The sequence below is a fragment of the Pseudomonas sp. RGM2987 genome, from assembly GCF_022952855.1.
GTDB lineage: Bacteria > Pseudomonadota > Gammaproteobacteria > Pseudomonadales > Pseudomonadaceae > Aquipseudomonas.
Genome location: NZ_JALJDX010000197.1, coordinates 39,381 through 61,150 on the forward strand (window position 1 = coordinate 39,381; position 21,770 = coordinate 61,150).

Annotated in this window: 18 protein-coding genes; 6 read left to right on the plus strand and 12 right to left on the minus strand. The window is 61.6% G+C overall.

The annotated features are described in order from the left end of the window. Positions 1-38 precede the first annotated feature (38 nt). A complete protein-coding gene (locus RGM2987_RS14775) occupies positions 39-545 on the plus strand; it encodes a L,D-transpeptidase family protein (RefSeq protein WP_245142411.1) in 507 nt (168 codons plus the stop codon). 334 nt (positions 546-879) lie between these two features. On the opposite strand, the gene RGM2987_RS14780 is transcribed toward RGM2987_RS14775, so the two are convergent. Together RGM2987_RS14780 and RGM2987_RS14785 are read right to left on the minus strand one after the other, a co-directional pair. After that, positions 880-1,236, minus strand: a complete 357-nt coding sequence (locus RGM2987_RS14780) for a DUF6124 family protein (protein ID WP_245142413.1) — start codon at positions 1,234-1,236, stop codon at positions 880-882. Between the two features lie 331 nt (positions 1,237-1,567). Then, on the minus strand, positions 1,568-2,017 hold the full coding sequence (locus RGM2987_RS14785; RefSeq protein ID WP_245142416.1) for a hypothetical protein: 450 nt from the start codon (positions 2,015-2,017) through the stop codon (positions 1,568-1,570). A gap of 805 nt (positions 2,018-2,822) precedes the next feature. Here RGM2987_RS14785 and RGM2987_RS14790 point away from each other — a divergent pair. Continuing rightward, entirely contained in the window at positions 2,823-3,905 is a 1,083-nt protein-coding gene (locus tag RGM2987_RS14790; protein WP_245142418.1) for a hypothetical protein, read from the plus strand. 285 nt (positions 3,906-4,190) lie between these two features. Here RGM2987_RS14790 and RGM2987_RS14795 read toward each other — a convergent pair whose 3' ends face one another. Both RGM2987_RS14795 and purL read right to left on the minus strand, forming a co-directional pair. Beyond that, positions 4,191-4,502 (minus strand): YqfO family protein, encoded by a 312-nt coding sequence (locus tag RGM2987_RS14795; protein ID WP_245142420.1) that lies wholly within the window; start codon positions 4,500-4,502, stop codon positions 4,191-4,193. A gap of 4 nt (positions 4,503-4,506) precedes the next feature. Next, positions 4,507-8,403, minus strand: coding sequence for a phosphoribosylformylglycinamidine synthase (gene purL / locus RGM2987_RS14800; protein WP_245142422.1), 3,897 nt, complete (start codon positions 8,401-8,403; stop codon positions 4,507-4,509). 288 nt (positions 8,404-8,691) lie between these two features. Between purL and mltF the strand changes: the two genes are divergently transcribed. Continuing rightward, positions 8,692-10,152, plus strand: a complete 1,461-nt coding sequence (mltF, locus tag RGM2987_RS14805; protein ID WP_245142424.1) for a membrane-bound lytic murein transglycosylase MltF — start codon at positions 8,692-8,694, stop codon at positions 10,150-10,152. A gap of 232 nt (positions 10,153-10,384) precedes the next feature. Here the strand turns inward: mltF and pdxJ are convergent, their stop codons facing one another. The 8 genes from pdxJ to lptF all read right to left on the minus strand — a co-directional run bounded on the left by pdxJ (position 10,385) and on the right by lptF (position 18,918). After that, positions 10,385-11,128, minus strand: coding sequence for a pyridoxine 5'-phosphate synthase (pdxJ, locus tag RGM2987_RS14810; protein WP_245142427.1), 744 nt, complete (start codon positions 11,126-11,128; stop codon positions 10,385-10,387). A gap of 51 nt (positions 11,129-11,179) precedes the next feature. Next, positions 11,180-11,869, minus strand: coding sequence for a DNA repair protein RecO (recO, locus tag RGM2987_RS14815; protein ID WP_245142429.1), 690 nt, complete (start codon positions 11,867-11,869; stop codon positions 11,180-11,182). 201 nt (positions 11,870-12,070) lie between these two features. Then, on the minus strand, positions 12,071-12,973 hold the full coding sequence (era, locus tag RGM2987_RS14820) for a GTPase Era (RefSeq protein ID WP_245142431.1): 903 nt from the start codon (positions 12,971-12,973) through the stop codon (positions 12,071-12,073). Then, positions 12,966-13,655: a ribonuclease III gene (gene rnc, locus RGM2987_RS14825; protein WP_245142433.1), complete on the minus strand. Its 690-nt coding sequence runs from the start codon at positions 13,653-13,655 to the stop codon at positions 12,966-12,968. The genes era and rnc overlap by 8 nt, the downstream gene beginning before the upstream one ends. 165 nt (positions 13,656-13,820) lie before the next feature. After that, a complete protein-coding gene (gene lepB, locus RGM2987_RS14830; RefSeq protein WP_245142435.1) occupies positions 13,821-14,675 on the minus strand; it encodes a signal peptidase I in 855 nt (284 codons plus the stop codon). A gap of 5 nt (positions 14,676-14,680) precedes the next feature. Then, positions 14,681-16,480 carry a translation elongation factor 4 gene (lepA, locus tag RGM2987_RS14835; protein ID WP_245142437.1) on the minus strand — a complete coding sequence of 600 codons (1,800 nt, stop codon included), beginning with the start codon at positions 16,478-16,480 and terminating at the stop codon, positions 14,681-14,683. Positions 16,481-16,742: 262 nt separating this feature from the next. Further along, positions 16,743-17,804 carry an LPS export ABC transporter permease LptG gene (gene lptG / locus RGM2987_RS14840; RefSeq protein WP_245142439.1) on the minus strand — a complete coding sequence of 354 codons (1,062 nt, stop codon included), beginning with the start codon at positions 17,802-17,804 and terminating at the stop codon, positions 16,743-16,745. Then, positions 17,797-18,918 (minus strand): LPS export ABC transporter permease LptF, encoded by a 1,122-nt coding sequence (gene lptF / locus RGM2987_RS14845; protein ID WP_245142442.1) that lies wholly within the window; start codon positions 18,916-18,918, stop codon positions 17,797-17,799. Before lptF ends, lptG begins: the two co-directional genes overlap by 8 nt. Before the next feature lie 387 nt (positions 18,919-19,305). Here lptF and RGM2987_RS14850 point away from each other — a divergent pair, with 387 nt between their 5' ends. From RGM2987_RS14850 to RGM2987_RS14860, 3 genes are read left to right on the plus strand one after another with little or no spacing between them, the layout of a single operon-like run. Then, positions 19,306-20,796: a leucyl aminopeptidase gene (locus RGM2987_RS14850; RefSeq protein ID WP_245142444.1), complete on the plus strand. Its 1,491-nt coding sequence runs from the start codon at positions 19,306-19,308 to the stop codon at positions 20,794-20,796. A 60-nt stretch (positions 20,797-20,856) separates the two neighbouring features. Beyond that, complete coding sequence (locus tag RGM2987_RS14855; RefSeq protein WP_245142446.1) at positions 20,857-21,285, plus strand: DNA polymerase III subunit chi; 429 nt, start codon at positions 20,857-20,859, stop codon at positions 21,283-21,285. Between the two features lie 7 nt (positions 21,286-21,292). Continuing rightward, positions 21,293-21,658, plus strand: a complete 366-nt coding sequence (locus tag RGM2987_RS14860) for a DNA polymerase III subunit chi (RefSeq protein ID WP_245142449.1) — start codon at positions 21,293-21,295, stop codon at positions 21,656-21,658. Positions 21,659-21,770: the final 112 nt, after the last annotated feature.

Sequence of the window (21,770 nt, forward strand, 5' to 3'; positions counted from 1 at the left end):
AATAATTTAGCCGCGACACTTCCAGGGATATCGTTTCAATGCGTTGGTTGCTTGTGCTGTTCTGCTTGTCGTTCACCGCGGTGTCCCAAGCCACTTCGGTGGGAACCTACTACTCCAAGCCCATTGAAAAAGTGCTGGTGCTCAAGTCCGCCCATCAACTGCAATTGATCGTCGACGGCCAACCGCTCAGGACTTACCGTATCTCCCTGGGCAAAGGCGCCAAGAAAGGTCCCAAGCTGATCGAAGGCGACAAGCGCACCCCGGAAGGCTTCTACTGGATCGACTGGCGCAAGACCAGCGACCGCTACTACCTGTCGATGCACATCTCCTACCCCAACATCAGCGACGCCGCCCGCGCCCGACGCGAAGGCGTGGAACCGGGTGGCATGATCATGATCCACGGCACCCCGGACACCGAGGAAAACCCCGAACAGCTGTTCCACACCCTGGACTGGACCGACGGCTGCATCGCCATGCGCAATGTCGACATGCGCGAAGTGTGGAACCTGGTGCCGGATGGGACGATGATCGAGATTCGGCCGTAACCCGGCTTTTGTGACGAGACGCTTATGTGGCGAGGGAGCTTGCTCCCGCTGGGCTGCGCAGCAGACCCATGGCTATCCACTCAATTTGCCTGACACACCTTGTCGCCCGGTTTCAGGGCCGCTGCGCGCCCCCGCGGGAGCAAGCTCCCCCCCCCCCCCGCCACGGGGTCCTGTGTTTCACAGATACTGTTGTGTTGGTCTTTCGATTTATCGCGAGCAGGCTCGCTCCCACAGTGGATTGGTGCTGTTCTCAGGACTTGTGATCGACACCGTCTATTGTGGGAGCGAGCCCGCTCCGGGCGGCGATCCAACGATGAGGCCGGCCCTTACTACATCAAGTCCGGATCTCTACCCGATCCAAAGCCTTATCCGCCAGCAGCGCGCCCAGCTCGATTATCTGGAGCACCCCCAACAGCACATGCCGCCGCGAGCCCTCCATGTCAAAGGCCAGGTCATTGAGCATCGCATTGGCCGAGGCCAGGGTTTCGCTGAGGTTGGCCAGCAGGACTTCGGTATCGACCTCGTCGCTCACGGTGAACAACTGCGCCGAGGACTTGGGTTCTGACGGGTTGTCCTCGGGTTTGAGGTAATGGTCCAGCGCACGGTCAGCGGCCTCTTGCAGCTTTTCGGGGGCGTAGTCGCCGTAGGGGAAAGTGGATGTGGGCTTGCGAACGTCCGAATCATCTTTCAAAGGGAAACTCCTTGAATTAATGGAGCCCGGGACAAATTGTCCGAGCCAATACCCTGTGATTTTTTCGGTCGGTCAAGCCCGGTCGCTGAATTGGCAGCGACATTCAAAGGCTAGATCCCCCGCTTCCGAGGGACAACCCTAAAACCTTGTCGGAAACTTCGGTGCGTCTGACAGACCACCGCACCTGTGGCGAGGGGATTTATCCCCGTTGGGCTGCGCAGCAGCCCCTTGGCTGTTTATTCACGTTTCTCGTCGTACCGCGCACAGATAATGATCACCTTCCTGGATAGCATTTTCGACCTAGGTCGGGTTGCGCAGGAGAGATCAAGATTCAAACAATCCTAACCCGCTGCCCAGCCTCAAAATGCCGGGTCTGAAAAGGCAAGAGGATCTGGACCTTCAAACCCAGCCCTTCATCCAATCCCCAAGAAAGCGCCAATTCATCATTGCGCTTGCGAAGCGCTGCCGCAGCATTTGAAACAACTTGTTGCTTAGGCGCCACACGACAAAACAATTCAAGTGCCTTAGAGACCTGCGACACGCGGAGATCCGTTACACATGAAAATCGAGTGAATCGCTCGAGCAGATATCCCGCACGACGAACTTCAAGCTCATCGGAGTGCTGGCTCAAAAATATCCGAGCTTCGCTTAGCAGGTCAGAGTGGGAATACCAGACATTTTTGGCCGCACATACAAGTGCGGCGTCGTCTGCTTGATTCAATGGTTTTTTGACCAATACGCGCAAGGAGGAAGAGAGAACATAGTCTTTATCGGGCTTCAACGTCGATATCCTCAAATATTCCCGCCAGATACGGGTTAGGCGGAGCGCTGGGGTATACGATTCGAACGCTAAAACCACCCATTGCGAAGAATCTTAAAACCCCGTCGAAAACATTGATGCACTGACGGACCACTTTCCCCGTGGCGAGGGGGCTTGCTCCCGCTGGGCTGCGCAGCAGACCCAAGGTTATCAACTCCATTGGTCTGACACACCAAGCCGCCTGCTTTCATAACCGCTTCGCACTGGAACCCCAGCCCGCCCCAGCGGGAGCAAGCTCCCTCGCCACGGGGGCCTGTGCTGCGCTGATACTTTTGTGTTGGTCTTTCGATCTATCGCGAGCAGGCTCGCTCCCACAGGGTTGGGTGTAGTTCAAGGAGGTTGTGATCGACATAGCCCATTGTGGAGCGAGCCTGCTCCGGGCGGCGATCCGACGATGAGGCCGGTACTTATTGCACCAGGTCCGGATCTATACCCGCGATCCCTAGACAAAACCCTCGATTAAAAGCCATCAAGCAAGACCTCGCCACTGTCAGAAATAACAGGTAACGGATAATTCAGACGGATTACAGCCTATAAACACAACCTGATTATTTTCGACCGTACCCAGCAGAGCAGCTGGTTACAAAATCAGACCTTACGTCACGCCACAGTCATCTATGCTCACCCTCACGCAGTGAACCGAGGCGCACCCCAGCGGTGCCTTCGCAGTGCGCAACAGGTAATTAAAACTGTCAATTCGAAGAATAGGTCGTAATGAAGTATGTGATTCGATTGGCGTCCTCGTTTCAGGTGAGGTGTCCAAATCATGAGTAAAAGCAACGGTTTTGTACGGGTGGCGGCTGTCGCCGTGGTATTGGCAGGCGCGTGGCAAGCGGGCCCAAATGCGTGGGCAGCGACCCAGTACCCGATCCAGAAAGATGAACCTTGGTATCAGGCCTGGCTTCAGGTCACTGCGGATTCGAGTGTGGATATCCGCGCCACCAACCCCTCTCTGCGTTGGCGCACCGACATGGACACCCTCTATCGAGGCGACACCACCAATCAGGGGCTGGAGGCTTTCCAGGACGGGCTATTGCCCAAATCCGTCGCGTTCCCCGAAGACGAATGGATGTACGACTGGTTCAGCCACGGGGCCGGCGCCCAACGGTCGGTCTATAGCAGTACAACCCGCAGCCAGCGTATTGCCCAGAGCTTCGCCAATGAATGGGTGTTCGAGTTCAAGGCTCCCCACGGAATCGACCAGACTCAATCGGGCGGGCCCATTCCCGGGGAAGAGGAGATCAGCTACCCCGGCGGGGTCAAGGGGATATTTATCAAGCGGGCCTGCAAGAAAACCAATGATGCCGATTGCGTCGCGAACCCTAACTACCGTGAACCCACTGGCCACGAGACGATGCTGGAGGTTGCGGCGACCCGCATTGATTGGAACAAGCTCGTGCCTGTCGAAGGGTTGGCCTGGGTAACGAACAAGCAATCGCTGTGGGCGGTGGGTTCTGTGAAGATCAACCCGGTGCAAGGTGCGGATGCGCTGGCCCAAGGACTGCGAGGCTGGAGCTCGTCGCCCCCAAATCTGCGATTGGCGAGCTACCCGGAGTCCAGCTTTGCGGAATCAGCCATCGTAGCCTTTCGCGACTATAGCGACGCCAAGATCTGGGCCGTCACGGAAGCAGAAAACGGTGGCTGGGTGTATGAAGTCAGGCCGAACAGCGTGGCGGTGGATCTGTCCGGGCGTTACACCGGCAACCGTGAAGGTGCCTACGCCTTCATCGGTGGTATCAAGGGCGGGCTGTTGATGAATGCCCGCCGGTTCGAGAAAGGTGTGGGTGAGCCGGTTGAATGCATCGGCATCGAGAAAGAAGTCTGTCGCCTCGAGAACCGGCATCAATAGACGGGCCAGGAAGAGTCTCTGTGGGAGCGGGCTTGCTCGCGAAGAGGCCAGTACATCCAACATCGATGCAAGCTGACCCGACGTCTTCGCGGGCAAGCCCGCTCCCACAGTTGATTGGCGTCGGGCACATATTTCGGGCCCACTGGCGCCCCCACAGTTTCCAGGTCCACTGGAACTCACGTGGGAATCTGCTTGCGCTGACGGGCATGGTTTTGGCTATTAAACCCAGGCAATAAAAAACCCGCTGACTCAATCAGCGGGTTTCTCATTCAAACGGGCAAAGGATCAGAAATCCTCCAACCGCCACACTTCATATGCAGGCGTCTCGTAGGGATGGCTTTGCTTCAAGGCTTGCACCACCCCACTGATCAACTCATCGGCCACCACTAGCTCCACTTTCCATTCCTCGACCTGCTCGACCTGCCCCGCCTCGCCAATGAACGGCTGGCTGCCGTCCAGGGGGCGAAACTGGCCCAGGCCCAGCACTTGCCAGGCGCAGTGGTCATAGGCGCCGATTCGCCCGCCACCGGCAGCGAATACGGCGCTCTTGACCACGTCCACGTGGCTGGGCGGGACGAAGAAGCAGAGCTTGTACACGCCTTTAGTTCACCCAGACGCGTGCGTTGCGGAACATGCGCATCCATGGCGCGTCTTCGTTCCAGTCGTCCGAACGCCACGAGTTCTGCACCGCACGGAAGACACGCTCCGGGTGCGGCATCATGATCGTGACGCGGCCGTCGCGGCTGGTCAGGCCGGTGATCCCGCGCGGCGAGCCGTTCGGGTTGGCCGGGTAGGTTTCAGTGACCTTGCCGTGGTTGTCGACAAAACGCAGCGCCACACAACCGGACAGGTCGGCTTCGAGCAAGGCTTCCTCGCTTTCGAATTCCGCGTGGCCTTCTCCGTGGGCGATGGCAATCGGCATGCGCGAACCGGCCATGCCCTGCAGGAAGATCGAGTTCGACTCCTGCACCTGGACCATCGCCACGCGGGCTTCGAACTGCTCGGAACGGTTACGCACGAAGTGCGGCCAGAACTCGCTGCCCGGGATCAGCTCGTGCAGGTTGGACATCATCTGGCAACCGTTGCACACGCCAAGGGTGAAGCTGTCGGTGCGCTCGAAGAAACCCTGGAACGCATCACGGGCGCGGCTGTTGAACAGTGCCGACTTGGCCCAGCCTTCGCCGGCACCCAGCACGTCGCCGTAGGAGAAGCCGCCGCAAGCGACCATACCCTTGAAGTCGTTCAGGTCGACACGCCCGGCGAGGATGTCACTCATGTGCACGTCGATCGCGTTGAAACCGGCGCGGTCGAACGCCGCGGCCATTTCCACCTGACCGTTGACGCCCTGCTCGCGCAGGACCGCCACTTGTGGGCGAATGCCTTTTTTGATGTAAGGCGCTGCCACGTCCTGGTTTACGTCGTAGCTGAGCTTGGCGCTCAAGCCCGGGTTGTCCTCTTCCAGCAGGACGTCGAATTCCTGCTCGGCGCACTCGGCGTTATCGCGCAGGCGCTGGATCTGGTAGCTGGTTTCAGCCCACTGGCGCTGCAACAGGCGGCGCTGGCCTTCGAAGACGGTGTCGCCGTTGAAGGTGATGTTGATGTGGGCGTTGTTGATCGGCTGACCGATCACCGAGACGCAGTCGGCCAGGCCCGCAGCGCTGAACTGGGCGAGGATGTCCGGGGTGGCGTCCTGGCGAACCTGGATCACCGCACCGAGCTCTTCGTTGAACAGGATGGCCGGGATTTCCGCAGCGGATTCGGCGACGCTGTCCAGGGTCAGGCTCAGGCCACAGTGACCGGCGAAGGCCATTTCCACCACGGTGGTCAGCAGACCGCCGTCGGAACGGTCGTGGTAGGCCAGCAGATGACCGTCGGCGTTGAGGCCCTGGATCACGGCGAAGAACGCCTTCAGGTCCTCGGCATCGTCGACGTCCGGCGCTTGCGAACCGAGCTTGCCGTGCACCTGGGCCAGGATCGAAGCGCCCATGCGGTTCTGGCCACGACCCAGGTCGATCAGGATCAGGTCGGTGGTGCCCTTGTCCATGCGCAGTTGCGGGGTCAGGGTCTGGCGGATGTCGGTCACCGGGGCGAAACCGGTCACGATCAGCGACAGCGGCGAGGTCACGCTCTTGTCCACGCCTTCGTCTTTCCAGCGAGTGGCCATGGACATGGAGTCCTTGCCCACCGGAATGGTGATGCCCAGCTCCGGGCACAGCTCCATGCCGACAGCCTTGACGGTGTCGTACAGGCGGGCGTCTTCGCCCGGGTGACCGGCGGCGGACATCCAGTTGGCCGAGAGCTTGATGTCGGAAATCTTGCCAATGCGCGACGCCGCCAGGTTGGTCAGGGCCTCGCCGATTGCCATGCGGCCCGACGCCGGAGCGTCCAGCAGCGCCAGCGGCGTACGCTCGCCCATGGCCATGGCTTCACCGGTGTAGACGTCGAAGCTGGTAGCGGTCACGGCCACGTCGGCTACCGGCACCTGCCATGGGCCGACCATCTGGTCGCGGGCCACAAGGCCGGTGATGGTCCGGTCGCCAATGGTGATCAGGAAGCTTTTGCTCGCCACGGCCGGGTGATGCAACACACGCTCGATGGAGTCGGCGACGTCGAGGGTGGACGGATCGAAGTCGTCGCCCAGCTCGGTTTCGCGTACGGCCGAACGGTGCATGCGCGGGGCCTTGCCCAGCAGCACTTCCAGTGGCATGTCCACCGGGCTGTTGCCGAAGTGGCTGTCGGTGACGGTCAGTTGCGGCTCGGCAGTGGCTTCACCGACCACGGCGAACGGGCAACGCTCGCGCTCGCAGATGGCCTGGAAGCGCTCGAAGTCAGCCGGGCCGACCGCCAGGACGTAACGCTCCTGGGATTCGTTGCTCCAGATTTCGTGCGGGGCCATGCCCGGCTCATCGTTCGGAATGTTGCGCAGCTCGAATCGGCCACCACGGCCACCGTCATTGACCAGTTCCGGGAAGGCGTTGGACAAACCGCCCGCGCCGACGTCGTGGATGAAGCTGATGGGGTTCTTGTCACCCAACTGCCAGCAACGGTCGATGACTTCCTGGCAGCGACGTTCCATTTCCGGGTTTTCCCGCTGGACCGAGGCAAAATCCAGGTCCGCCGAGCTGGTGCCGGTGGCCATGGAGGACGCAGCGCCGCCGCCGAGACCGATCAGCATCGCCGGGCCACCGAGGACGATCAGCTTGGAGCCGACCACGATTTCGCCTTTCTGCACGTGTTCGGCGCGGATGTTGCCCATGCCGCCGGCGAGCATGATCGGCTTGTGGTAACCACGAACCTCTTCACCGCGCGGAGTGGCGATGGATTGTTCAAAGGTCCGGAAATAACCGGTCAGCGCCGGACGGCCGAATTCGTTGTTGAACGCAGCGCCACCCAGTGGGCCTTCGATCATGATGTCCAGGGCGTTGACGATACGCTCAGGCTTGCCGTACGGCTTTTCCCACGGCTGTTCAAAGCCCGGGATCTGCAGGTTCGACACGGTGAAGCCGGTCAGGCCAGCCTTGGGCTTGGCACCACGCCCGGTGGCGCCTTCGTCACGGATCTCGCCGCCGGAACCGGTGGATGCGCCCGGGAACGGGGCAATCGCGGTCGGGTGGTTGTGGGTCTCGACCTTCATCAGGATGTGCACCGGCTCCTGGACCGCACCGTACTGGCGGGTCTCGGGATCCGGGAAGAAACGACCGGCCACACTGCCGACGATCACCGAAGCATTGTCCTTATAAGCGGACAGCACGCCTTCGCTGTGCATTTGGTAGGTGTTCTTGATCATGCCGAACAGGCTTTTTTCCTGGCTCTGGCCGTCAATGTCCCAACTGGCGTTGAAGATCTTGTGGCGGCAGTGCTCGGAGTTGGCCTGGGCGAACATCATCAGTTCGATGTCGTGGGGGTTGCGCTTGAGGCCCTGGAAGGCGTTGACCAAGTAATCGATCTCGTCTTCGGCCAGCGCCAGGCCCAGCTCGGCGTTGGCTTTTTCCAGCGCGGCGCGACCGCCGCCCAGCACGTCGATGGCGGTCAGCGGCTTGGGCTCGGCGTGGCTGAACAGGCCGGCAGCCTGCTCCAGGTTGCCCAGCACGACCTGGGTCATGCGGTCATGCAGGCTGTCGGCGATCAGTTGGGCCTCGGCCTCGCTGAACTCACCGGCGACATAAAAGGCGATGCCGCGCTCCAGGCGCTGGATTTTCGCCAGGCCGCAGTTGCGGGCGATGTCGCTGGCCTTGCTCGACCACGGCGAAATGGTGCCGAAACGCGGCAGTACCAGGAACAGACGACCGGCCGGCTCCTGGACGGGAACGCTGGGACCGTACTTCAGAAGGCGCGCGAGCACCTGCTGTTCGTCGCCGGTCAAACCGCCGGTGACTTCGGCGAAGTGAGCGAATTCAGCATACAGGCCACTGACAGCCGGAACCTTCTGGCTCAGTTGCTCAAGGAGTTTGCTGTGGCGAAAGGCAGAAAGGGCAGGAGCGCCGCGCAGGATCAACATCTTCGGGACAGCCTCGGGAAGGGGGTGTGCTTTGAGGCCGTGCATTCTAGCCTAAACCGCTGCCAACGGCACCCGAAACGGCACGCGCAGTGGCGGCCGAATGTCGGTCTTTGCGTCAAAGGCCTGTTTGGACGCACGTTCCGTTAACTTCGATTAGATATTTTTCAGCGACCCAAACCCGGCCGCACGCCAGCCGGCTTGCGTTGCGGACATGTTTTGCAACCGCTAGCAGACTGGCCTTTTGCTGTCGAGATATGGCGGCGCAGGCCGTTTGCGTATACTGCGCAGATGTTTTCCCCAACGGCTTTGCGTCCGCGATACGCCAGATGGCTGATCGCAACCGGACTCTTCCTGGTGCTCAGTGGTTGTGTTGAGAAACCCAACACACTGGAGCGCGTAAAGGAGGATGGCGTGCTGCGGGTGGTTACCCGGAACAGCCCCGCCACCTACTTTGAGGATCGCAACGGTGAAACCGGCTTCGAATACGAGCTGGTGAAGCGCTTCGCCGACGATTTGGGGGTGGAGCTCAAGATCGAGACCGCCGACAACCTCGACGATCTGTTCAGCCAGGTCGGCAAACCCAACGGCCCGGTGTTGGCCGCCGCGGGCCTGGTCAGCAGCGAGGCGCGCAAGAAGCAGGTACGGTTCTCCCACTCCTACCTGGAAGTCACCCCGCAGATCATCTACCGCAATGGCCAGTCGCGCCCCACCGACGCGGCGGCCCTGGCGGGCAAGAAGATCATGGTGCTCAAGGGCAGCACCCACGCCGAGCAACTGGCGCAGCTCAAACAGCAGTACCCCGGCATCGAATACGAAGAGTCCGACGCGGTCGAAGTGGTCGACCTGCTGCGCATGGTCGATGAGGGTCAGATCGATCTGACCCTGGTGGATTCCAACGAAGTGGCGATGAACCAGGTGTACTTCCCCAACGTGCGCGTGGCGTTCGACCTGGGTGATGCCCGCAGCCAGAGCTGGGCGGTGGCTCCCGGCGAAGACAACAGCCTGCTAAACGAGATCAACAGCTACCTGGACAAGGTGCAGAAGAACGGCACCCTGCAACGGCTGAAGGATCGCTACTACGGGCACGTCGATGTCCTTGGCTACATGGGCGCCACCACCTTCGCCCAGCATTTGCAGCAACGCCTGCCCAAGTACGAACAGCACTTCAAGGCCTATGCCAAGCAGGAGAAAGTCGATTGGCGCCTGCTGGCCGCCATCGGCTATCAGGAATCGCTGTGGCAACCGGCGGTCACGTCCAAGACCGGCGTGCGTGGCCTGATGATGCTGACCCAGAACACTGCCCAGGCGATGGGCGTGTCCAACCGCCTGGATCCGAAGCAGAGCATCATGGGCGGTGCCAAATACCTGGCCTATATGAAGGATCAGTTGGACGAAAGCATCGAAGAGCCGGACCGCACCTGGTTCGCCCTCGCCGCCTATAACGTCGGCAGCGGGCACCTGGACGACGCCCGCAAACTGGCGGCCAAGGAAGGGTTGAACCCGAACAAATGGCTGGACGTGAAAAAGATCCTGCCGCGCCTGTCGCAGAAACAGTGGTACAGCAAGACCCGCTACGGCTATGCCCGCGGCGGCGAGCCGGTGCATTTCGTGGCGAACATCCGGCGCTACTACGACATCCTCACCTGGGTCACGCAGCCGCAGCTTGAAGGCAACCAGGTGGCCGAGGGCAACCTGCATGTGCCGGGTGTCGACAAGAGCAAGCCAAACCAGGAAACACCGCCGCTCTAAAGCCTGCCAACCCCGCCAGTCGAGCAATAACCCCGTGGCGAGGGAGCTTGCTCCCGCTGGGGCGCGCAGCGGCCCTAAAATCCAAGCACCCGGTATGTCAGGCAGGTGGTCGACTTCAATAGGGCTGCTTCGCAGCCCAGCGGGAGCAAGCTCCCTCGCCACAAGAGCTTTCCCCTACTGACTGACCCTACTGACTGAATTGAGGCATGCCGCCCCACCGTAGGCGGTGGGCTCAGGGTTTCGCGGCCGCCAGGATCAACGCCTTCATCTCCGCCACCGCCGGCTTGAACCCGACAAATAGCGCATGGGCCACCAGCGCATGGCCGATATTCAGTTCGTTGATGCCCTTGATGGCCGCGACGGCTTCGACGTTGTGGTAATGCAGGCCGTGGCCGGCGTTGACGATCAGGCCTTGGGCCAGGCCGAAGGTGACGCCATCGGCCACGCGCTGCAGTTCATCGGCCACCTCCATGGGCGTCTCGGCATCAGCGTAGCGGCCGGTGTGCAGTTCGATAGCCGGTGCGCCGACTCGCTTGGACGCTTCGATCTGCCGCTCGTCGGCATCGATGAACAGCGAGACCTCGGCGCCGGTTTTCGACAGGCGCTCCACCGCCGCCTTGATCCGCGCTTCCTGCCCCGCCACGTCCAGGCCGCCTTCGGTGGTCAGTTCCTGGCGCGTCTCCGGCACCAGGCAGATGTGCGCCGGACGGATGCGCTCGGCGAACGCCATCATTTCTTCGGTCACGCCCATTTCGAAATTCATGCGGGTTTGCAGCACATCCTTGAGCAGCAGCACGTCGCGCTCCTGGATGTGCCGGCGGTCTTCACGCAGGTGCACGGTGATGCCGTCGGCGCCCGCCTCCTCGGCGTCCAATGCGGCCTTGACCGGGTCAGGGTAGCGCGTACCGCGGGCCTGGCGCAGGGTGGCGACATGGTCGATGTTCACGCCGAGAAGAATGCGATGGCTGGTGCTCACGTAAAAGCGCTCCTGAATGGACAAATATTCGGCCCACAGCATACGGGTTGCTCAGGGCTTGCGAAACAACTCGCGACTGACCAATGGCCGCCCGCCCAGGTGAACCGCCAGGGCCTGGCGCATCAGCCGTTTGGCGGCAGCCAGGGCGCCCGGCGCACTCCAGTCGGCCTCGGCCATGGCCAAAAGCTCGGCGCCGTTGAACAGCCCGGGTTGCAGCAGGTAGACCCGTTCAAGGCCCGCGTCCACTTGCAAGCGGTACAAGCCGTCTGCCGCGATGGGCTCGCCGTGCAGGTCGGTGTCGAGAGCAAAACCGTAGCCCAGGTCGTTCAGCAGCCGCCATTCGAACGAGCGCAGCAACGGCTCCAGCGGGCGGCCTTCGGCCAGGGCCAGTAGTGTGGCGGCGTAGTGATCGAAGACCGCCGGGTGAGGATCTTCGGCAGGCAACAGGCGGATCAGCAGTTCATTGAGGTACATGCCGCTGAACAACGCTTCGCCGTTGAGCCAGGCGGCAATGCCGTTGCTTTCCATGCGGCCGACATTCTTCAGTTCGCCCCGCCCGCGAAACTCCACCTCCAGCGGCACGAACGGCCGCGCCAGCGTCCCGGCCTTGCCCCGCGCCCCCCGCAACACCGCCCGCAGCCGGCCCAGGGGGGTGAGAAAGTCGACCAGGGCGCTGCTTTCGCGGTAGGCGCGTGAGTGCAGGACGTAGGCGGGTTGGGCGATGGGTTGGGAGGGGGACATGGGGGCCTGAATATCAAAAGATATCGACTGTTGAAGAAAGCTTTGTGGCGAGGGAGCTTGCTCCCGCTGGGCTGCGAAGCAGCCCCAAGATCAGCGACTTTGTTCAGTCAGACACACCGCATTGCCTGATTTCACGACTGCTTCGCAGCCGAACGGGAGCAAGCTCCCTCGCCACAGGAGCCCGCCCACATGAACCTGGGGTTACAGATCGCCGTAACCCAACGAACGCAGCGCCCGCTCGTCATCCGACCAACCACCCTTCACCTTGACCCACAGGTTGAGCATGATCTTGGAGTCGAACAGCAGCTCCATGTCCTTGCGCGCTTCGGTGCCGATGCGCTTGATGCGCTCGCCCTTGTCGCCAATGATGATCTTCTTCTGGCCGTCACGCTCGACGAGGATCAAGGCGTGGATGTGCAGGGTCTTGCCCTGCTGCTTGAACTCTTCGATTTCCACGGTGATCTGGTACGGCAGCTCGGCGCCCATCTGGCGCATGATTTTCTCGCGCACCAGTTCGGCGGCGAGGAAGCGGCTGCTGCGGTCGGTGATCTGGTCTTCGGGGAAGAAGTGATCGTTTTCCGGCAGATGCTCGGCAATCACCCGCTCCAGCGCGTCGAGGTTATGGCCGTGCTGGGCGGAGATGGGGATGATCTGGGCGTTGGGCAGCTGTTCCTGCAACCAGGTCAGGTGCGGCATCAGCTCGGCCTTGTCCTCGATGCGGTCGGTCTTGTTCAGCGCCACGATCAACGGGCCGGTCACGTACTGGACGCGCTCGAGGACCATCTGGTCTTCTTCGGTCCATTTGGTGCGGTCGACCACGAAGATCACCACGTCGACGTCTTTCAACGCCGCCGAAGCGGTCTTGTTCATGTAGCGGTTCAGGGCCTTTTCGCCGCCCTTGTGCATGCCCGGGGTATCGACGTAGATCGCCTGCACGGCGCCTTCGGTCTTGATGCCCAGCATGTTGTGGCGGGTGGTCTGGGGCTTGCGCGAGGTGATCGCCAGTTTCTGGCCGAGGATGTGGTTGAGCAATGTGGACTTGCCCACGTTCGGCCGGCCGACGATGGCGACATAGCCGCAGCGGGTAACATTTGTATCAGTCATTGCCATTCTCCACACCCAGGGCAATCAGTGCTGCGGCGGCCGCTACCTGTTCGGCAATACGACGACTCACACCCTGACCCCGGCTTTTTTCATTCAATAAGACGACTTCGCATTCGACGAAGAAGGTTCGGCAATGCGGCTCGCCCTGGATATCCACGACCTCGTAGCGCGGCAGCTCGCAGCTGCGCGATTGCAAGAACTCCTGCAAACGGGTCTTCGGGTCCTTGTTGGTGTCTACCAGTGTCAGGCTGTCGATCTCGGAGGTCAGCCAGGCCAGCACCCGCTCACGGGCCATTTCCATGCCGGAATCCAGGTAGATCGCACCGATCAAGGCTTCCAGGGCATCGGCCAGGATCGACTCGCGACGGAAGCCGCCGCTTTTCAATTCGCCAGAGCCCAGGCGCAGGTATTCGCCCAGGTCGAAACCGCGGGCCAGTACGGCCAGGGTCTCACCTTTTACCAATCGTGCGCGCAAACGCGACAACTGGCCTTCGCGGGCCAGCGGGAAACGCTCGAACAGCGCCTCGCCGGCGACGAAGTTGAGGATGGCGTCACCGAGGAATTCCAGGCGCTCGTTGTTGCGCCCGGCAAAACTGCGGTGGGTGAGGGCCAGGAGCATCAGCTCCTGGTCCTTGAAGGTGTAGCCGAGCTGACGCTCGAGACGGCTTAGAGAAACGCTCACGGTTTACCCACGCTGAGTTCGTGGCTGGATTCCACCGCCAGGGCAAGGCGCCGTTGGCTTGGGACAATTAACGCTGTGTTCAAAAATGATGTCCTGAGTATCGTTGGCGCCTTATGCAGGCTCCAGAAATGCATTCGGCGCTGTGTTCAACAGCGCCGTGTGTGATTACTTGATCAGGCCGACCCGCGAGAAGTTCGGCAGGTGACTGAGTTTGGGTTCCGGCCAGCTCATCCATACGGCGAAGGCCTTGCCGACGATGTTCCGGTCGGGGACCATGCCCAGCAGGTCCTTGGGAATGTTCGGGTCATCCCAGTAACGGCTGTCGTTGGAGTTGTCGCGGTTGTCGCCCATCATGAAATAGTGCCCCGCCGGTACCGTCCAGGAATGGTCCGGGGTGGCGCGATAACGGCTCATTTCCTTGCGGATCAGGTGCTCGGCCTCGCCGAGTTTTTCCTTGTAGAGCTCGGCACTGCCCAGCGTGCCCGGCTCGGAACCGATCAACTGCTCGGCCACCGATTCGCCGTTGACGAACAGCCGCTTGTCGGCGGTATAGCGGACCGTGTCGCCCGGCAGGCCAACCACGCGCTTGATGTAGTTGACATTCGGATCGCTGGGGAAGCGGAACACCATCACATCGCCGCGTTGCGGGTCCCCTACCTCGATGACCTTCTTGTCGATCACCGGCAGGCGGATCCCGTAGGAAAACTTGTTCACCAGGATGAAGTCGCCCACGTCCAGGGTCGGCTTCATCGAGCCGGACGGAATCTGGAACGGTTCCACCAGGAACGAGCGCAGTACCAGCACGATGAACAGCACCGGGAAGAACGACTTGCCGTACTCGACCAGCAGCGGTTCCTTGTTGAGTTTTTCGACCACCACGCCATCCGGCTGGCTGACGCTGCCCTGATAAGAGGCAATGGCCGCCCGGCGCCGGGGCGCCAGGAACAACAGATCAAGCAACGCCAACAAGCCGCAGACAAACACGGCGATCACCAGCAACAGCGGGAAATTTAGCGACATAGGACCTAACTATCCAACCTGAGCACTGCAAGGAAGGCTTCCTGTGGAATTTCCACGTTACCGACCTGCTTCATGCGTTTTTTACCGGCCTTCTGCTTTTCCAACAGCTTGCGCTTACGGCTGACGTCGCCGCCGTAGCACTTGGCCAATACGTTCTTTCTGAGCGCCTTGACGGTTGTCCGCGCCACAATCTGCCCGCCGATGGCGGCCTGGATTGCTACGTCGAACATCTGCCGCGGAATCAGTTCCTTCATCTTCTCGGTCAATGCACGACCTTTGTAGTGCGCGTTGTCACGGTGCACGATCAATGCCAGGGCATCGACTTTCTCACCGTTGATCAGCACATCCAGCTTCACCAGATTAGCCGATTGGTAACGATCGAAATGATAGTCCAGCGAAGCATAGCCGCGACTGGTGGACTTCAGGCGATCGAAGAAGTCCAGCACCACTTCGTTCATCGGCAGGTCGTAGGTCACCTGGACCTGCGAACCCAGGAACAGCATGTCGTGCTGCACGCCACGCTTCTCGATGCACAAGGTAATGACGTTACCCAGGTGCTCTTGAGGCACAAGGATGTTGGCGCGCACGATCGGCTCGCGCATGTCTTCGATGGCCGACAGGTCCGGAAGCTTGGACGGGTTGTCGACGTAGATGGTTTCACCGTTCTTGAGCAGCAGCTCGAAGATTACCGTCGGCGCGGTGGTGATCAGGTCCAGGTCGTACTCGCGCTCCAGGCGCTCCTGGATGATTTCCATGTGCAGCATGCCCAGGAACCCGCAACGGAAACCGAAGCCCAGGGCGTCGGAGCTTTCCGGCGTGTACTGCAGGGACGAGTCGTTCAGGGTCAGCTTTTGCAGGGCTTCGCGGAAGTCTTCGAAGTCGTCGGAGCTGACCGGGAACAGACCGGCATAGACCTGGGGCTGGATACGCTTGAAACCTGGCAGCACATCGACATCAGGGGTGGAACTCAAGGTCAGGGTGTCGCCGACCGGCGCCCCGTGAATGTCCTTGATGCCGGCGATGATGAAGCCCACTTCACCGGCCTTCAGGTCAGTGGTGGCGGTGTGTTTCGGGTTGAATACACCGACGCTGTCCACCAGGTGGATCTTGCCGGTGGATTTGACCAGGATCTTGTCGCCCTTCTTCACGCGGCCATGACGCACACGCACCAGGGAGACGACGCCCAGGTAGTTGTCGAACCAGGAGTCGATGATCAACGCTTGCAGCGGATCTTCGATGTTGCCGGTCGGCGCGGGGATGGTGGTCACCAGGCGCTCGAGCACTTCGTCCACGCCCAGGCCGGTCTTGGCGCTGCAGGTGACCGCGTCAGTGGCGTCGATGCCGATGATTTTCTCGATTTCTTCTTTCACGCGGTCCGGATCGGCCTGGGGCAGGTCGATCTTGTTCAGCACCGGCATGACTTCCAGGCCTTGTTCGATGGCCGTGTAGCAGTTGGCAACCGACTGGGCCTCGACGCCCTGGCCGGCATCGACCACCAGCAACGCACCTTCACAGGCCGCCAGGGAACGACTGACTTCATAGGTGAAGTCGACGTGGCCGGGGGTGTCGATGAAGTTCAACTGATAGGTGATGCCGTCGCGGGCTTTGTAATAGAGGGTGACGCTGTGGGCCTTGATGGTGATGCCGCGCTCACGCTCGAGGTCCATGGAGTCCAGGACCTGGGCTTCCATTTCGCGTTCGGCCAGGCCGCCGCACATCTGGATGAAGCGATCAGCCAGCGTCGACTTACCATGGTCAATGTGGGCGATGATGGAGAAATTGCGGATATGACTCAAATCACTCACGGATCAACACTCAAAAAGGCTGCAGGCATGGCCCGCCGAAAAATAGCCGGGAATTGTACCTGATACCGCGCACAAGCGTCACGTTCGCCTGTCGATGGCCGCTCAAATCAAAACGCCGCGTCCATGTGGCAACCATCTTTCATTAAGGAACTGAAACGCTTTTGTGGCGAGGGAGCTTGCTCCCGCTGGGCTGCGCAGCGGCCCTTTTTGTGGGTGCTCGCACCCAAGCGGGAGCAAGCTCCCTCGCCACGATGAACTTGGATCAACCCGCCCGGCGCAGCAGCCAGAGCCCCGCCAGCGCACAGACCCCGGCAGGTACCAGCACCGCGAACAGCGGCGAGAAACCGAACACCAGGCTCGACGGCCCCAGCAGATCCTGGGCGATACGGAAGGTGAACCCCACCAGTACGCCGGTAAACACCCGCTGACCCAGGGTCACCGAGCGCAGTGGGCCGAAGATGAAGGAGATCGCCATCAGCACCAGGGCGGCCGTGACCAACGGTTGCAACACCTTGACCCAAAAAGCCAGCCAGTAGCGACCGTTGTTCAGGCCCTGGTCCGCCAGGTAGTGGATGTAGCCCCACAACCCGGTAATCGACAGGGACTCCGGCGCCATCACCACGGTGCTGAGCAGTTGCGGGCTGATGGACACCTCCCAGCGTTCCTGCGGGGCAGCGACCACTTCGGTGCGCTTGTCGTGGAACAGCGTGGTGGTGACGTCGGTCAGCTGCCAGTGGTCCTCGGCAAAGTTCGCGCGCTTGGCGAAGCTCGACGAAAGCATGTGCCGCTGGTCGTCGAAGCGATAACGGGTCACGCCATAAAGAACGCCGTTGGGCTGCACCGAGTTGATGTGGATGAACTCGTCGCCCTGGCGGTGCCACAAGCCATGCTTGGCACTTTGCGCATCGCCGCCACCCTGGGCCAGGGACCGGTTGGCCTGAGCGGTGTTCTCGGTGGCCGGGGCGATGTATTCGCCAATCAGCACACCCACCAGCATCAGCACCAGCATCGGCTTCATCACCGCCCAGACGATCCGGCCGATGGACACGCCGGCAGCGCGCATGATGGTCAGCTCGCTGTTGCTCGCCAGGCTGCCCAGGCCGATCAGGCAACCGATCAATGCCGCCATCGGCAGCATGTCGTACAGTCGCCGTGGCGCGGTCAACAGCACGTAGCTCGCCACGTCCGCCAGGGTATAGGTGTCGCTGACGTCGCTCATTTCATCGATGAAGGCAAACAGCGTCGCCAGGCCAAGGATGATCCCCAACACTGCGAGGATCGCCATGAACACACTGCTGCCGATGTAGCGGTCAAGTTTAACCACGGGCCACCTCCGACAAGCTGCGGCGGCTGGCAAGCTTCAGGCGTAGCGGCTCCCAATAGAGCAGCCCCAGGCCAATGGCCAGGAAGATCCCGTGGACCCACCACAAGCCAAGCGTCGGAGGGATCTTGCCTTTCTCCAGGGCACCGCGGGCGGAAATCAGGATGGTCAGGTACGCCATATACAGAAGGATCGCCGGCAGCAGCTTGAGGAAACGACCCTGGCGAGGATTGACCCGCGCCAGCGGGACCGCCATGAGGGTCACGATGAAGACCAGCAGCGGCAGCGACAGGCGCCATTGCAACTCGGTGCGCGCGCGGATGTCGCTGTTGCCCAGCAGGCTGGCGGTGGGCATTGCGTCGCGGTCGGTGACTTCTTCACTGACATCGGGCTTGGGCAGCAGCACGCCATAGGTTTCGTACTGGATGGCCCGGTAGTCGGCCTGGCCGGGCTTGCCGTCATAGCGATAGCCGTTCTCCAGGATCAGGTAGCGGTTGCCCTCGGGGCTGATCTGCTGCTTGCCCTTCTCGGCCACCAGCACGGAAATGCCGCGATCCTTGCCACCCTCGGCAGACAGGTTCTTTTGCGTAATGAAGACACCGCCCAGATTGATCCGGTCGTCCGACAGTTGTTCGGTGTAAGTGACCCGCGTCCCGTCGCGCAGGGCCTGGAAACGCCCCGGCACCAAGGTGTCGAATTCGGTCATTGCGTCCTGTTGGTTGATCAGCAACTGGAACTGGTTGGCGCCCTGGGGCGCCAGGCTCAGGCTAAGCCAAGCCACCACCAGCGCGACCAGCGCCGCTGGGAAAAGCGTGATGCGGAACAGACGTTGCTGGCTCATGCCGGTGGCCGACAGCACGGTCATTTCACTGTCCAGGTACAAGCGGCCGTAGGCCAGCAAAATACCCAGGAACAACCCCAGCGGCAGAATCAGTTGCAGGAAGCCGGGCAGCCGGAACCCCATGATCAGGAACAGCGAGCCCGGGTCCAGGGCGCCGGAAGCCGCCTGGGCGAGGTATTTGATGAAGCGCCCGCTCATGATGATGACCAGCAGCACGGCACTGACCGCGCTCAGGGTCAGCAGGACTTCGCGGGATAGATAACGGAAGACGATCAAACCAGACACTCCAGGGTTGTCAGGCTAAGGCGGCCAAACAAGCAAACAGATCGAGCCGGCCCGCCACAGCGCGCCGCCGAAAAAAGAGCCGCATTATCCTGTGATTGTAGGCGCCTGTCACTTCGCACGCTTTAACCCCGTGGCTAAACGCACAGAAGCAGCCTTGACACCGGGGTTGTCAGGCTCGGGCGCCGGGGTTCAAACTGCGGCCTTTGTCGCCGGCGCGACCGTGACTGCTTCACTCAGGACTTGTGGCGAGGGAGCTTGCTCCCGCTGGACTGCGTAGCAGACCCCGCTTTTTCGCGGTTGCTGTGCAACCGAGCGGGAGCAAGCTCCCTCGCCACAGTCAGCGCCTGGCATCTTGACCAATCACTCAGGGATCCGGACATGGAACTGGTTGTAAAAAGCGTCAGCCCAGAAACGTTGAAAACCGCCACGCTGGTGGTGGCCGTTGGTGAGAACCGCAAGCTCGGCGTCGTCGCCAGCCAACTCGACGCCCTGAGCGGCGGTGCAATTACTGCCGTGCTCAAGCGTGGCGACCTGGCCGGCAAGGTCGGCCAGAGCCTGTTGCTGCACAGCCTGCCCAATCTCAAGGCCGAGCGCGTGCTGCTGGTGGGCGTGGGCAAGGACACCGAACTGGGCGACCGGCCGTTCCGCAAAATCATCGCCGGCGCGCTGGGCACCCTCAAGGGCCTGGGCGGCGGTGAGGCGACCCTGGCCCTGGATGAACTGGTGGTCAAGGGCCGCGACAGCTACGGCAAGAACCGTCTGCTGGCTGAAACCCTGGTGGATGGCGAATACCAGTTCGACCGTTTCAAGAGCCAGAAAGCCGAACCCCGCGCCCTGAAGAAAATCACCCTGCTGACCATCAAGGCCGCCCAGGCCGAAGTGCAGCGCGCCGTGACCCACGCCACCGCGATTGCCAACGGCATGGCGTTCACTCGCGATCTGGGCAACCTGCCGCCGAACATCTGCCACCCGACGTTCATGGGGGAACAAGCCAAGGCACTGGGTAAGGAATTCAAGGGCCTGAAGGTCGAAGTCTTCGACGAGAAGAAGATCAAGGACCTGGGCATGGGCTCGTTCTACGCCGTCGGCCAGGGCAGCGCCCAGCCACCGCGCCTGATCGTCATGCAATACAACGGCGGCAAGAAATCCGAGAAGCCTTACGCACTGGTCGGCAAGGGCATCACCTTCGACACCGGCGGCATCAGCCTCAAGCCGGGCGCCGGCATGGACGAGATGAAGTACGACATGGGCGGTGCCGCCAGCGTGTTCGGCACCCTGCGTGCCGTGCTCGAACTGAAACTGCCGATCAACCTGGTGTGCATCCTCGCCTGCGCTGAGAACATGCCCAGCGGCACGGCCTCGCGCCCGGGCGACATCGTCACCACCATGAGCGGCCAGACCGTGGAGATTCTCAACACCGACGCCGAAGGCCGCCTGGTGCTGTGTGACGCCCTCACCTACTCCGAGCGCTTCAAGCCGCAAGCGGTGATCGACATTGCGACCCTGACCGGCGCCTGCGTCGTCGCCCTCGGCGCTCACACCTCGGGCCTTTTGGGCAACAACGACGAGCTGATCGGCCAACTGCTCAGCGCCGGCCAGCAAGCCGACGACCGCGCCTGGCAACTGCCGTTGTTTGATGAGTACCAGGAGCAACTGGACAGCCCGTTCGCCGACATCGCCAACATCGGCGGCCCGAAAGCCGGGACCATCACCGCTGCGTGCTTCCTGTCGCGCTTCACCAAGAACCTGAACTGGGCGCACCTGGACATCGCCGGCACAGCCTGGACCAGCGGCGGCAAGGACAAGGGCGCCACCGGTCGTCCGGTTCCGCTGCTGACCCAGTACCTGCTGGACCGCGCCAAGGCCTGACACCGATGACCGTTTCTGGCGCCGCCTGCGGGTGGCGCCAGCAACGGCTCAGGAACCGCAATGACCAAAGTCGATTTCTACATCCTGCCCAGCGCCGATCCGTCGGCGCGGCTGGATTTCGCCTGCAAGCTCACCGAAAAGGCCTGGCGCATGGGCCATCGCATCTACCTGCATTGCAGCGATGCCGCCCAGCGCGAGGACCTCGATGCGCGCCTGTGGGCGTTCAAGGGCGAAAGCTTCGTGCCCCATGGCCCGGCCGAGAGCGAACCCGAAGGGCTGATCGTGCTGGGGCTGGGGGATGACTGCGGGCAGCACCAGGACCTGCTGGTCAACCTTGACCTGAAAGTACCGGTCTTTGCCCAACGCTTCGCCCGGGTGGCGGAAGTGGTGGTGGAAGACCCGACCATCCGGCAAGCCGCACGCGAGAGTTTCCGTTTCTACCGCGAACAGGGCTATCCTCTGCAAGACCACCGTTTAAAGCGACTCTGAGCCTACGATGGACACGCCAAAACCACCACAAAAACCCGCGCACCTGCTGGATGACCTTGAGTCGATCCGCCAATTGCTCGGCGACGACACCCTGCAACCGCCCCTGTTGACCGACACGGTCGTGCAAGCGCCCGTGCACGAAGAACAGATCCCGCTGCTGTTCGACCCGATCAACGGCCAGCCCGAACCCAAGCCTGTCGCCAAGCCCGAAACCAAGGGCCCCGACGCGTTGCTGCACCTGGACAGCGAGCTGCGGGCCGCCGCGCAGTTGATCATGCAAGACGTCATCGACGACTTCGCTCCGCACATCGAGACCGAGATCAAGCGCCGGCTGGATGCACGGATGGAGCGGTTGCTGAGTCAGTACGAGTAATCCTCTCCCGCCGGACTGCTCAGTGACTTATAGGCTTGTGAACACTCTGTGGGAGCGGGCTTGCTCGCGAAGGCGGTGTATCAGTGGCATATGGATTAACTGACACACCGCC

Coding starts and splice junctions, on each gene's coding strand:
- mltF (WP_245142424.1), top strand. CDS start 8,692: ATGTTTTCCCCAACGGCTTTGCGTCCGCGATACGCCAGATGGCTGATC.
- RGM2987_RS14775 (WP_245142411.1), top strand. CDS start 39: ATGCGTTGGTTGCTTGTGCTGTTCTGCTTGTCGTTCACCGCGGTGTCC.
- purL (WP_245142422.1), bottom strand. CDS start 8,403: ATGTTGATCCTGCGCGGCGCTCCTGCCCTTTCTGCCTTTCGCCACAGC.
- era (WP_245142431.1), bottom strand. CDS start 12,973: ATGACTGATACAAATGTTACCCGCTGCGGCTATGTCGCCATCGTCGGC.
- recO (WP_245142429.1), bottom strand. CDS start 11,869: ATGTCCCCCTCCCAACCCATCGCCCAACCCGCCTACGTCCTGCACTCA.
- lepB (WP_245142435.1), bottom strand. CDS start 14,675: ATGTCGCTAAATTTCCCGCTGTTGCTGGTGATCGCCGTGTTTGTCTGC.
- RGM2987_RS14790 (WP_245142418.1), top strand. CDS start 2,823: ATGAGTAAAAGCAACGGTTTTGTACGGGTGGCGGCTGTCGCCGTGGTA.
- RGM2987_RS14855 (WP_245142446.1), top strand. CDS start 20,857: ATGACCAAAGTCGATTTCTACATCCTGCCCAGCGCCGATCCGTCGGCG.
- RGM2987_RS14850 (WP_245142444.1), top strand. CDS start 19,306: ATGGAACTGGTTGTAAAAAGCGTCAGCCCAGAAACGTTGAAAACCGCC.
- RGM2987_RS14860 (WP_245142449.1), top strand. CDS start 21,293: ATGGACACGCCAAAACCACCACAAAAACCCGCGCACCTGCTGGATGAC.